Origin of the sequence: Methylobacterium durans (genome assembly GCF_003173715.1) — a bacterium.
Lineage (GTDB): Bacteria > Pseudomonadota > Alphaproteobacteria > Rhizobiales > Beijerinckiaceae > Methylobacterium > Methylobacterium durans.
In genome coordinates this window covers 1,061,264-1,073,557 of the sequence record NZ_CP029550.1, presented here as the reverse complement: position 1 = coordinate 1,073,557, position 12,294 = coordinate 1,061,264, and the positions used below count along the sequence as shown (strand labels likewise).

9 protein-coding genes and 1 pseudogene are annotated in these 12,294 nt (G+C 72.8%); all 10 read right to left on the bottom strand.

The window, feature by feature from the left end; genetic code table 11:
- Window positions 1-195 precede the first annotated feature (195 nt).
- Window positions 196-714 (bottom strand): hypothetical protein, encoded by a 519-nt coding sequence (locus tag DK389_RS04995; RefSeq protein ID WP_109887811.1) that lies wholly within the window; start codon window positions 712-714, stop codon window positions 196-198.
- A 134-nt stretch (window positions 715-848) separates the two neighbouring features.
- On the bottom strand, window positions 849-1,994 hold the full coding sequence (locus DK389_RS04990) for an ABC transporter permease (RefSeq protein ID WP_109887809.1): 1,146 nt from the start codon (window positions 1,992-1,994) through the stop codon (window positions 849-851).
- On the bottom strand, window positions 1,994-3,010 hold the full coding sequence (locus DK389_RS04985) for an ABC transporter permease (RefSeq protein WP_109887807.1): 1,017 nt from the start codon (window positions 3,008-3,010) through the stop codon (window positions 1,994-1,996). Before DK389_RS04985 ends, DK389_RS04990 begins: the two co-directional genes overlap by 1 nt.
- Window positions 3,007-4,956: an ABC transporter substrate-binding protein gene (locus DK389_RS04980; RefSeq protein ID WP_418292007.1), complete on the bottom strand. Its 1,950-nt coding sequence runs from the start codon at window positions 4,954-4,956 to the stop codon at window positions 3,007-3,009. The genes DK389_RS04985 and DK389_RS04980 overlap by 4 nt, the downstream gene beginning before the upstream one ends.
- Complete coding sequence (locus DK389_RS04975; RefSeq protein WP_109887806.1) at window positions 4,953-5,843, bottom strand: hypothetical protein; 891 nt, start codon at window positions 5,841-5,843, stop codon at window positions 4,953-4,955. The genes DK389_RS04980 and DK389_RS04975 overlap by 4 nt, the downstream gene beginning before the upstream one ends.
- Window positions 5,843-7,684, bottom strand: a complete 1,842-nt coding sequence (locus DK389_RS04970; RefSeq protein WP_109887804.1) for an ABC transporter ATP-binding protein — start codon at window positions 7,682-7,684, stop codon at window positions 5,843-5,845. The genes DK389_RS04975 and DK389_RS04970 overlap by 1 nt, the downstream gene beginning before the upstream one ends.
- On the bottom strand, window positions 7,681-9,675 hold the full coding sequence (locus DK389_RS04965; RefSeq protein ID WP_109887802.1) for a glycosyltransferase: 1,995 nt from the start codon (window positions 9,673-9,675) through the stop codon (window positions 7,681-7,683). Before DK389_RS04965 ends, DK389_RS04970 begins: the two co-directional genes overlap by 4 nt.
- Window positions 9,663-11,002 (bottom strand): annotated as a pseudogene (locus tag DK389_RS04960) (glycosyltransferase). The gene DK389_RS04965 and the pseudogene DK389_RS04960 overlap by 13 nt, the downstream one beginning before the upstream one ends.
- Complete coding sequence (locus DK389_RS33890) at window positions 10,987-11,544, bottom strand: glycosyltransferase (protein ID WP_236960616.1); 558 nt, start codon at window positions 11,542-11,544, stop codon at window positions 10,987-10,989. The pseudogene DK389_RS04960 and the gene DK389_RS33890 overlap by 16 nt, the downstream one beginning before the upstream one ends.
- Before the next feature lie 8 nt (window positions 11,545-11,552).
- Window positions 11,553-12,254 (bottom strand): glycosyltransferase family protein, encoded by a 702-nt coding sequence (locus DK389_RS33885; protein ID WP_236960615.1) that lies wholly within the window; start codon window positions 12,252-12,254, stop codon window positions 11,553-11,555.
- Between the last annotated feature and the right edge of the window lie 40 nt (window positions 12,255-12,294).

Sequence of the window (12,294 nt, the reverse complement as noted above, 5' to 3'; positions counted from 1 at the left end):
GCGAGAGGAGGAGGAGATGTGTCGAGCCACCGATTCCGCCTGCCCGACGCCGGTGCCCGATCCGAGGGCAAAGAGTTCCGGATCTCCGTTGCACCCCATTCGCGCCCATGTGCGCGCGATGGTCCTGAGGGCCCTGGTGAGACGGTGAGGCGAAGGCGGCCAGACGGATCGCGAGGTCGAGCCACCCGCCGCCGGTCAGCCGAGGACGTCCGGCGCGGCCCGGTCGGCCGGGGGCGTCGCGAGAACGCGCCGCGTCAGACGCGGGCGCCAGACGCCGAGCACGACGTTCGCGGTGGCGACCGCGAGCAGGACCCAGAGCGTGTTTCGCTCGGCGTCGAGCGCGTCGCCGAGCGTCACGGGATCGACGAGGCCCGCCAGGGCATCGGCGCTGCGCCTCGCTTCCTGCTCGATCGGGCCCTGCACGCCCACGAAGCCCCACTCGAACATCACGATGCCCGTGGCGAGCTTCACCCAGGCCCAGCCCGCGTTGTGGAAGGCCCGGTTGGCGATGGCGAGGAGACCGGCCAGCAGCGTCAGCGCGAGCGAGGGGAGAAAGATCCAGTTCGCGATGCCGGCCATGGCGTGGCGGATCAGGGCATACCCGGCCAAGGAGGTCGGGGGCGGCGCGAGGCTGAACAGCACCAGGAGCGACGCCATCGCTCCCATCAGCCCGATGGCGCCCATCGTGTGGAGGAATTTCAAGAGGCGTCGCAACGGGTCTCGCCGATGGTCTCGGGTCGATGGCGCGCGACGATACCGCGATCAGCAGGCCCGAGATAGCTGCCGCGACGGCCCCGGACCCGACGTGCGGTCACGGTGATACAGGCGCCGAGATCGGCGGCGTCGCCTCAATGGTAGGGATCGGCGGCGTCGCGCAGGCCGTCGCCCAGGAAATTGAAGGCGAGCACCGTCACGAGCACGGGCACCACCGGCCAGAGCAGCCAGGGGTAGAGCTGGACGGCGGCGAGATTCTGGGCCTCGTTCAGGAGGACGCCCCAGCTCGTCACCGGGGGCCGCAGGCCGAGGCCGAGGAACGAGAGCGCAGTCTCCCCGAGGATCATGGTCGGTATCGCCAGCGTCGCCGAGGCGATCAGGTGGCTCATGAAGTTCGGGATCAGGTGGCGCGCGATCACGCGGGCCGGCGTCGCGCCCATCAGCTCGGCGGCCTGCACGAAATCCTCCTCGCGCAACGCGAGCAGCTTCGCGCGCACCGCCCGTGCGAGTCCCGGCCAGTCGAGCAGGCCGAGGATGATCGTGATCCCGAAGAACACCCAGAGCGGGCTCCAGGTCGGCGGAAGCGCGGCGGAGAGGGCGAGCCACAGGGGAAGCTCGGGCAGCGAGCGCACGACCTCGATCAGGCGCTGCACGGCCGCATCGACGGCGCCTCCGAAATATCCGGCGATCCCGCCGAGGATCAGGCCGAGCACGAAGGAGATCGATACGCCGACGAGCCCGATGACCAGCGAGATCCGCGCGCCGTAGATGAGGCGCGAGAGCATGTCGCGCCCGAGCCGATCGGTGCCGAGCAGGAACAGGGTGCCGCCCTCGGGCGGGCAGATGAGGTGCCGGTCGGCGTGGACGAGCCCGAGGAACTGGTAGCCGTCCCCGCGGCACAGGTAGCGCAGGGGCTGCGGGCGGCTCGTGTCGCTCCGGTATTCGCGCCGGAAGGTCTGGAGGTCGAGTTCGGCGCGGTAGGGATAGACGAAGGGACCGATGAAGCGCCCGTCGTGGAACAGGTGCAGCCCTTGTGGCGGCGCGTGTATGAAGTCCCCGTTCCGCCGCGCCTGCCCGTAGGGCGCGAGCCATTCGACGAAGGGCACGGTCGCGTAGAGGATGGCGAGAACGATCGCCGAGGCGACGGCGAGTCGGTGGCGCAGGAACCGCCGCGCGATCAGCCGCCAGGCGGAAGCCGAGGGCAGGCGCCCGGCCTCGCCCGCTTCCGGATCGAACGGGGCCGGGTCCACGAAATGGCTCGGGTCGCGCGTCACCCCCATCACCGGGCGCCCAGACGGATGCGCGGATCGAGCCAGACCAGGACGAGGTCGGAGATCAGCATCCCGACCAGCGTCAGGCCGGCGATGAACATGAGGATGAAGCCCGCCATGAACTGGTCCTGGCTGCGCAGGGCGTCGAGGAGCAGGGGGCCGACCGTCGGCAGGCTGAGAACCAGGGAGACGAGCACCGAGCCCGAGACGAGATGCGGCAGGAGATTGCCGATGTCGGCGACGAACGGATTGAGCGACATCCGGAACGGGTATTTCAGCAGCGCGCGCAGCGGCGGCAGGCCCTTGGCGCGGGCGGTCACCGTGTAGGGCTTGGCGAGCTCGTCGAGGAGGTTGGCGCGCATCCGCCGGATCATCGCCGCGGTGCCCCCGAGCCCGATCACCAGGGTCGGCACGACGAGATGGGCGAGGAGCGAGCGCACCTTCGGCCAGTCCCAGGGCTTTCCGGTGAACTGGGCGTCGTAGAGGCCGCCGATCGAGAGGCCGAACCAGCGGTTGGCGTAGAAGAGGAGGATCAAGGCGAGCAGGAAGCCCGGAACGGCGAGCCCCACATAGCCGAGCACGGTCACGACGGCGTCACCGGCCGAGTGCCGGTGCGTGGCCGAATAGAGCGCGATCGGGATCGCCACGACGTGGACGAAGACCAATGCCGCGAGATTGACGACGAGGGTGAGCCAGAGGGCGTCGCCCACCACCTCGGCGACCGGCCGGTCGTACTCGAAAGACCAGCCCCAATCGCCCTGGAGGAGACCCGAGAAGCCCGCCGGGCCGGGCCAGAGACCGATCCACATCAGGTATTGCTCGATGACCGGCCGATCGAGACCGTATTGGCGGATCAGGTTCTCGGCCTTCGCGACGGAGGCGGCCTCGCCGGATGCCCGCAATTCGGCGATGCGGTTCGTCAGGAAATCGCCCGGCGGCAGCTTGATGACGAGGAAGACGAGAGCCGAGATCACGAGGAGCGTCACGGCCATCGTGGCGCAGCGGCGGAGCACGAGGCCGATCACCGGGCCTCGGCCCTTCGCTCGGACGCTTGGTCCCAGAACACCTCGTCGAGGCGCTGCACGCCGATCATCGCGGTCGGCTCCCAGGAATAGAGCGCGCGCTCCGGGAGGTTGACGAGATGGCCGGCCGTGACCACCGGCTGCAGAGCGCCCGCGACCGTGCCGATCACCCACTGGTTCTCGACGTGGTTGCGGAGCATCTCGCGCCAGATCTCGCCCTGGCGGCCCGCATCGTCGGTTCCGTTCCAGTCCCGGTTCAGCGCGATCAGGCGCTCGACTTCCGCCACGTCGCAGGGTTCGCCGCTCCGGCCGCGCGTCTCGAGGTTCAGGCTCCAGCGCGGCCAGGCGTAGTGGTCGGGCTGGGCGGGGCTGAGGCCCGTCGGCGGCATGATGGCGGTCGGGACGGCGAGGTCGAGCCCCTGCGCCGCCACCATCACCGTCAGGCCGGCGAGTGACCGGCGCCTGAGGTTCGTGCGCTCCTGCGGCTTGACCACGAGCCGGATGCCGACCTCGCGCCAGAACTCCGCGATCAGGAGGAGCCCGTCGAGGACCATCGCCGCCTCGCCGTCGCTCTCGACCACCACCTCGACGGGACGTCCGTCGGCCATGAGGCGGATGCCCGACGCGTCGCGCCGGTCCAGGCCCGCCGCATCGAGCAGGCGGCCGGCCTCGTCCGGATCGTAGATCGCGTGGAGCGTGCGGAGCTCCGGCGAGAAGAGCGGGCTCTCGGGGACGACAGTGTCGTTGCCCTCGGTCCCGAGGCCGAAAAGCAGCGTGTTGTTGAGGGTGCGCCGGTCGATGGCGAGCGAGAGCGCCCACCGGTAGCGCCGGTCGCGGTTGAGCGCGCGCCAGGCCGGATCGAGGGTGGTCAGGTTCGGATAGAGCGCGATCTCGCTGCCGCGGGCGATGGGCCAGAGGTTGGTGCGGTAGCCGTGCGCCCGCTCGCCCTCCTTCAGGCTCGGGATGTCAGACATCATCAGTCCCCGGAACATCAGGTCCGCCTCGCCCGCATTCGTCTTGGCGGTGAGCAGGCCGGACGCGGTCACGTCCATCAGGATGCCGTCGAGGTAGGGAAGCTGCGTGCCCTGCAAATCAACGCGGTGGTAACAGGGGTTGCGCTCGAAGACGAAGCGCGTGGCCGGGCCCGCGGTGCGCGGCCGCCATGCCTGGAGGGTCGGGCAGTCCGGATTGGCGAGTTCGTAATTGTCGTCGAGGCGGTTGTGGAGCGCCGCCCAACCTCGGAGCTTCTGCGCCTTCGCCGCGGCCTCCGCTTCCTCGCGGCCGGCATGGCGGGGGTGGAACGGCTTCAGGTAGTGGGCCGGGCGATAGATCAGCGGGTCGCGGGGTGCGGCGAGCGCCGGCAGGAAGCGGGGATTCGGCCGCTCCCAGAGATAGCGAAGCGTGACGTCGTCGAGGATCTCGACCTGCGGAGGCTCGCCGTCAACGAGGAGGAAGTCCGGCGGGCCGCCCGGGCTGAGCTCGCGGTCGTTGGCGACATCCTCCCAGTAGTAGCGGAAATCCTCGGTCGTGAACGGGTGCCCGTCCGACCAGCGATGCCCCTTGCGCAGCCGGAAGGTGAAGCGGCCCCCGTCCTCGTCGTACCCTTCGAGCACGTCGGGCCGCAGGACGAGATCGGCATCGTAGCCGACGAGCCGGGTGTAGCCGTAGACGGAGAGGTAGCGGACGTCCCGCGCCTTCGCGATCAGCGTGCGGATGCTGCCGCCGGCGACGCCGAGGCTGCGCCCCCGGGCGGCAAGGTCCACGACGAGCGGCGTCTCGGGCAGGTGGGCGGCCGCGCTCGCCTCCGGGGCGGCCCCCGGCGCGGACGGGCGCAGAAGGGCTGCCGCCGCGATGCCCGCGACGAGGCTGCGTCGGGACAGGCGGCCATTCGCAGCGTCCGTCACCACCTCGTGCGCTCCGCGCGCGCAGCCGCTCGAACCGGCGCTCACGGGCCCGCTCCAGCGGGAACGGTGCCGCTCCGGCGCAGGGTCACCGAGGTCAGCCGGGCCGGGGAATATCCGGTGGCGCGATGCAGGTCGTCGAAGGCGTGGGCGCGTGCGATGCAGGCGGCGGCCCGCCCGATCAGCGGATCGTCCGAGCGCTGCTCGAAGGCGCGGCCGTTGCGCAGCCACCGGATCGGCTCCGGATCGTCGCGCAAGGCCGTGACCATCGCGATGGTCGGATGGGCCGGTCCTCCATGGGCATGGATGCGGTGCCCGGCCGCGTCGTCGTCGAACAGAAGCTGCGTGAGGCCACGCGCCTCGGCCTCGACAACGCGCCTCGCCTGCGGGACGTGATCGTCGAAGAAGGCGACGGTCGCAGAGGGGTCGAGCCCACGGAGACCGGTGTGCGACCAGTCGGTCGTCGCGTAGCGGGCCTGCGCGTCGCGGTACTGGAGGCCGGAGAGGTCCGGGTCGTGGCAGTGGATCTCTGCCTCGGGGCAGGCCTGCCGGATCACCCAAGTCGTGAGCCCCCGGAAAACGCCCGACTCGATCACGTGGCGCGGGCCGAGGGCGCGCATCGCGACGTAGAGTTGCAGGGCGCCATTGAAGCCGCTGCCGCCGCGGCGCTGCCGCACGGGTGCACGCGGGATGAGGGCCCAGAAATCGTCGACCATGCCGCGCACGGAGCCGCGCACCGGGATGCCGGCGGCGGCGAGGTCCGCCTCGAGGATCGTGGCGGCGTTCGCGAGCAGTCGGTCGACCTCCGGGGCCGAGAGTGGCCGATGGCTCCAGTCGGGGTCGGCCGGCACCAGATCGTAGCCGAGACGGTCGAAGAGCGGCGCGAGGATGCGGCGGTGCAGCCGTTCGAGGAGGATCGGCCGCCGCGTCTGCATCAGGCGGCCTCCCGCGTCCGCGCCGCGCCGACGCGGACGCGATGGCCCGGCTCGATCTCGCGCATCGCTCCCGCCTCGTCGGGGGCGAGGCAGTGGGGCTCCGGCCAACGGCCCGGGTCCGACGCCTCCCCCGTCACCGCGGCGAAATCGAGGGGGTGGTCGAGGCTCGGGTGGGGCACGGCTGCGAGCAGCGCGCGGGTGTAGGGATGGGCGGGGTTGCGGAACAGGACGGCGCGCGGCGCCTCCTCGACGATGCGGCCCCGGCACATGACGCTGATGTCGTCGGCCATGTAGTCGATGACCGCGAGGTTGTGGGACACGATCAGGTAGGAGAGGCCGAGGGCCTCCTGCAAGTCCTTGAGCAGGTTGAGGATCTGCGCCTGGACCGAGACGTCGAGGGCCGAGACCGGCTCGTCCAGCACGAGAAGGCGCGGGTTCAGGGCGAGGGCGCGCGCGATGCAGATCCGCTGCCGTTGCCCGCCCGAGAAGGCGTGCGGGTAGCGCGCGAGCGCCGCCGGGTCGAGGCCGACCATCGCCATCAGGTCGCGGGCCCGCTCGGTCCGGGCGCGCGGCTCGACCCCGTGGATCTCCATGGGCTCGCAGAGGATCTGGCGCACGCTCATGCGCGGATCGAGAGAGGCGTAGGGGTCCTGAAAGACGAGCTGGACGAGGCCGCGAAAGTCGAACAGCGCCGGCCCTTGCAGGTCCCGCACGTCGGCAAGGCCCGCGCCCGAATCGAACAGAACCCGACCCGAATCGGGCGCGAGGGCCCGCATGACCATCTTCGAGAGGGTGGTCTTGCCCGAGCCCGACTCGCCCACGAGCCCGAGGGTTCGGCCGCCCGCGAGGCGCAGCGACACGTCGGACACCGCCCGTACGATGCGGGGCTTTGCCCAGAGGCGTCCGGCCCTTAACGTGAAGCTCCTGCTGACACCTTCGACCCGCAGGATGTCGCCGGCCGGAGCCTCGTGCCGGGCCATCGGCGGGATGTCGGCCTGCGCCGCGCGGATCGGCATGAGGCGCTCGCCCGGCGCCATGTCGAAGCGCGGCACCGCCCGCATCAGGGCGCGCAGGTAGGGGTGGCCCGGCCGGCGCAGGACGACGTCGCGCGGCCCGGCTTCGACGAGCCTGCCGCGATAGAGGACGGCGACGTCGTGGGCGATGTTGGCGACGATGCCGAGATCGTGGGTGATGAGCAGGATCGCCATCCCGGTCTCGTCCTGCAGGCGCCGCAGGAGGGCGAGGATCTGTGCCTGCGTCGTCACGTCGAGGGCGGTGGTCGGCTCGTCGGCGATGAGGAGGGCCGGCCGCAGGATCAGCGCCATCGCGATCATGGCGCGCTGGCGGAGGCCGCCCGACAGCTCGAAGGGGTAGGTCGAGAGGGCGCGGGCCGGGTCGGGGAAGCCGACGCGGGCGAGCGCTTCCTGCGTCTGCGCATCCGCGTCCCGGCGGCTGGCGCCGGTGTGGATGCGGAGCGCCTCGCCGATCTGGTCGCCGATCGTGTGGAGCGGCGACAGCGATGTCATGGGCTCCTGGAAGATCATCGCGAGGCGCTGGCCGCGTAGAGCGCTCATCACCGCCCCATCGGCAGGAAGCGCAGCGATATCAATCTGTTGGCCGCCATCAGCGAGCAGAATCCGCCCGCCGGTGATCATCGCCGCGCGGGGGAGTATCCGGAGGATCGCTTGCGCCGTCACCGACTTGCCCGATCCGGACTCGCCGACGAGGGCGAGCGTCCGGCCGGACGCGACGTCGAGCGACAGGCCGTGCAGGACCTCGAACCGGCCCGCATCGGTCCGGAAGGCGACCGACAGGTCGCGGATCGAGAGGAGCGGGCTCACGGCAGCCTCGCGCAGGCGGCGGGCGCCGCCACGGCTCGCGTGGCCGCGGCCGCGGATCTGGGCCGGAACAGCCGGCGCGGATCGGCGAACCGGACGGCGGGATGCCCGGCGAGCACAGCCAGCAGGCGCTCGATGAAGTGCCAGAGCGCGGCGTCGTGGGCGAGGTGGTGCGTGAGGAGCCCGATCGGCGCGTCCGGGGTTTCCGCGAGGTGGTGCAGGATGCGATCGACGAGGCGGTCGGGGTCCACGAGGCTGCGCGTGCCACGCCAATCGGTCGGATCGATCTGCCCGTCGAAGCGTACGAGTCCCGGCACGTCTCGGGTCGCGCCGGGCGCAGCCGACAGGCCGTCGTAGCCGAGATCCGGCAGGGCGGTGGCGAGGTCGTCGGCGAGCCGGTTCCAGGGCGGCACGAAGACCGGCAGCAGCCGGTCTCCCGGAAGCCGGGCGCGAGCGAGGCCGAGCGCGTCGTCCGCCGCCGCGATCAAGACGGGCAGGGGCCGGTGCGGGCCGAACTCCGCCGGGCGAGTGCCCACCGGGGCGTGATCGGCGTGGACGAGCCCGTGGACGGCGAGGCTCGCCTGCGCCGCAAGGCCGATGCGCCGTGCCAGGGATGGCTCGACGAGGCCCGGGATCGCCGCGATCAGCACTGGCACGGCGAAGCGCTCCGAGAGGGCGAGCAGCCGGTCGAGGGCGGGGGATGCCGCGACCGCGTCGTCGTCCCGCCACCAGACGGCGAGAGGGACGCGCGCCGACGACCCTCTCTCGACCGCGTCGTCGAGGCCCGCGCGCAGGCGGTCGAGCGCGGCCGAGATCGGGTCGTCGGTGCGCGCCGTCCCGATCACGATCGCCGCCGGGCGATCCGCCCGACGGGCAGCGTGAAGCGCCTCGATGATCGACACCGAGCGCGGTCCGCCGCCGAGGTCGATGCCGTGCGCGACCGGGGCCGGCGCGGAGAGCGCTTCGCGCGCGCAACGCAGCAGGTTGCCGGCGTCGAGTTCCGCCTCGGGAAGGACGCGCGCGAGACCCCGCGCGACGAGGAGTTCGGCGCGCAGGCGCTGCTCGGTCTCGCGTCCGGCCTCGAAGGGGACGAGCACGGACGGGGTGCGCGTGGCGAGGAGGTCCACCGCCGTGTTGTAGCCGCACTGGCTGACGGACAGGGCGGCCCCGGCGAGCATCGTCCGGTAGTCGGGCCGGGCGCGGCCGATGACGCCGTCCGGCAGATCGCGGCCGAACTCGGAGAGAACCGCGTCCGGCACGCCGTGCCCGACCAGGATCCGCCAGCCGAGTTCCGGCGCCCGCCGCGCCGCCTCGGCCGCTTCCCGGAGAAGGCCGAGCCCCGCCGCACTCGATCCCGCCGCCACGAGAATGCCGGAACGTCGGTTCGAGGCCGGCACCGGCGGCCCCTCGTCCAAGTACCCGGTGTAGCGCAGGCGGCTGGCGAGTTCCGCGTCGACCGGCCAAGACGCGTCGAGCGGGACGAGTCCCGGATCGGCGTGGACGAGAACCGCGTCGTAGAGGTGCAGCAGCTGCGCCCGCACCTCCGCGATCCGGCCTGGTTTCCCGGGCCCGACCAGAATGTCGCGAATCGAGGCGAGGACGAGGGGCCGCGGGCGCCGCGCGTGGGCGGCCTCGATGAGGCTGAGGAACTCTTCGGCGAGGGCGCGCCGGCCGAAGGGGAACAGCTCGGTCACGACGACGTCCGGACGCGCCGCGGCGAGGGCGTCGAGCAGCATCGCGCGCCGCCGCGCCAGCAGGTCCGGCCCGGCCTCGGAGCCGTCCGGCCCGAGCAGGGGGCGGAAGGCGGCGCCAGCGACATTGACGGGCGGCAGCGCCACGAATCGGGCTCCGTCAAGGCGCACCAGGGGCGCGGGTCGCCCGCCGCTCACGAGGACGGTCTCGTGGCCGGGCGCCGCGCAGGCGCGCGCCAGAGCCGCCGCCCGGGTCAGGTGACCCGCCCCGAGAAGGTGCGTGACGGCGATCAGGATGCGCATGACGGGCAGCCTGCCGCGTGGGGCCCGGGCACGCGCCGCATCAGCGCCGGAACGAGGCCGGCCGAGGCGGCCAGCCGCGCGCCGATGAGGTCGATTCCCGCCTCGTGCGTGAATTCCGCCTTCAGGCGCGCCCCCGCCGCGGCGGCGAGGCGCCGGCGCCGGCCTGGATCGCGGGCGAGCGCCGCGATGGCCTCGGAGAGCGAGACCGGATCGCCCGGCGCCACGAGGACGCCGTGCACCCCGTCGGTCACGAATTCCGGCGTGCCCGCGAAGGCGGTGGCGAGGATGGGAAGGTCCTGGCTCGCAGCCTCCATCAGCACGTTCGGCAGGCCATCCCGGTCGCCGGAGGGGGCGGCCTTGGTCGGCAGCACGAACAGGTCGGCCTCCTGCATCGCGGCGATCACAGCCGGATGCGCCCGCGCGCCGTGAAAGCGGACCCGCGCCTGAAGGCCGTGCGACCGGGCCAGGGCCTCGAGGTCCCCGCGCCGCTCTCCGTCGCCGATCAGGTCGAGATGCCAGTGCAGCCCGGCGGGCAGGCGGGCGAGGGCCGCGATCAGGTCGTCATGCCCCTTCTTGGCGACGAGCCGCCCGACGGAGACGAGCCGGACGGGATCGGCGCGGTCGGACCCGTCGCGGGGCGGGCGCGGCGGGGGCGGGCCGGGCAGGCGCGCGAGATCGAGCCCGTGATAGGCGAGGGCGACCCGGCCGGGGGGCGCGAGCGCATCGAGGCGTGCGAGGCCGTCGCGGGTGCAGGTGACCGCCCAGGCTGCATCGGCGAGCTTGTCGGACAAGTCCCAGGCCGGCGTCGTCCAGATGTCCTTCGCGTGGGCCGAGGCGCTCCAGCGGCGCCCCGTCAGCAGCGCCGTGTAGCGCGCGACGCTCGCCGGGGCGTGCAGGAAGTGGGCGTGGAGATGGGCCACCGCCCCCGGTAATTCGCGGGCGAGCACCAGCGCCTGCCCGAGGCGGCGCAGGCGCGCGGGCGTCGGGTCCCGCACGAGATCCCGCGCGAAGGCGCGCATGAGCCCGAAGAAGCCCGGCCGCCGCGCGGCCGTGAGGAACCCCTCAGCACCCGCGACGGGGCGTGGTGCAGGTATTCCGGCAGGTAGGCGACGGGCGCGCGGATCGCCGCATGGATCGGGTGGCGCTCCCCGTCCGTGGGGTGGCGCAGCGACCAGACCTCAAGGTCGAAGCCGCGACCTTCGAGCGCCAGGATCTCCTGCGCGATGAAGGTCTCGGACAGCCTCGGATAGCCCTTCAGCACGATCGCGATGCGCGCGCCGCTCGCCGGCCGGGCGCTGGCGTCGCGCGCGCTCATGGATGGGCGCATCCGAGGGCGGGCTCGGCCCGGCTCTCCACGAAGGGCGGGCCCTGCGCCGGCAGGGTGAGGGGGACGGGCTCGGTGGCGAGGATCGCGCGCAGGCGCTCGACCACGCCGCCGAGCCCGTCGAGCAGGCCCGGCGGGAGGGATAGCGACGGCTCCGGCTGGTCCGGAAGCGCCCGCAGGGCGGCGGCCATCCGGGCGGGTTCGCGCTCCGCGTCGGCGTGGAGCATGCGCGCGAGGCCGAGCGCCTCGGCGGCGACGGCGCGGATCTCCTGCTCCCGCCGCGGCTCCGTGCGCGGCACCAGCAGGGCCCGCCGGTCGAAGGAGAGGATCTCGCAGAACGTGTTGTAGCCGCCCATCGCCACGATGCCGGCGGCCCGGCTCATCAGGTGCTCGATCTCGCTGTCGAAGGTGATGGCCGTGAGGCGGCCCGGCTGCCGCGCGACCCGCGCGAGGAAGCCCGCGCGCGTCTCCGGATCGAGGAACGGCCCGAAGGCGACGATGGCGGGCAGCGGCAGGCCGGGATCGGCCTCGTAGGCCGAGATCACCCAGTCGATCAGCCCGGCCCCGTCGCCGCCGCCGCCGGGGTGACCAGGAGGAAGGGGGCGCCCGCCATCGTCGGCTCGGAGCGGCCGGGCGGCCAGTGCGGAGCCTCGCGGCGCAGGTAGCCCAGGTAGTGGAGCCTGTTCGAGGGGCCGAGCGCGAGCGCGCGCAGCGGCTCGTGGATGCGCGCGGCGCCATAGACCCAGATCTCGTCGTAGAAGCGCTCCACCGCCGCGACCGCGCCCTTGCGCTCCCATTCGGGCGCCAGGCGCTCCGCATCGTCGAGGATGTCGCGCAGGCCGAGCACGCATCTGCAGCCGCGCACCGACAGGCGCTCCAGCGTCGGCAGGAGTTCGCCGTGCAGGCCGGTCGGCTCCTTGTCGACGATCGCCAGGTCGGGGCGAAACGCCTCCGCCGTCGCCTCGATGATGGCCGCGCGCTCCGCGATCCGCTCGTCGAGGGCGCCACCTGGTTCGAGCGGGGCGTAGATTCCGTCGACGCGCTTGGTCACGGGCGGGAGGCGCACGGCCGAGACCCGGTCGGAGAAGGCGAATCGGTCGACGAAGGGCGAGCCGGAGGCGATCACGACACGGGCTTCGCGCTCCACCGCGACGATCGCGTGCGCGATGGCGCGCGAGCGGCGCAGGTGCCCCAGCCCGAACGTGTCGTGGCTGTAGATCAGCACGCGCGGGGCCGAGGCGGGGGCGTCCCTCACCGGAAGCGTTCCATCTCGAACACTCTTCCTCTCTCGGCGG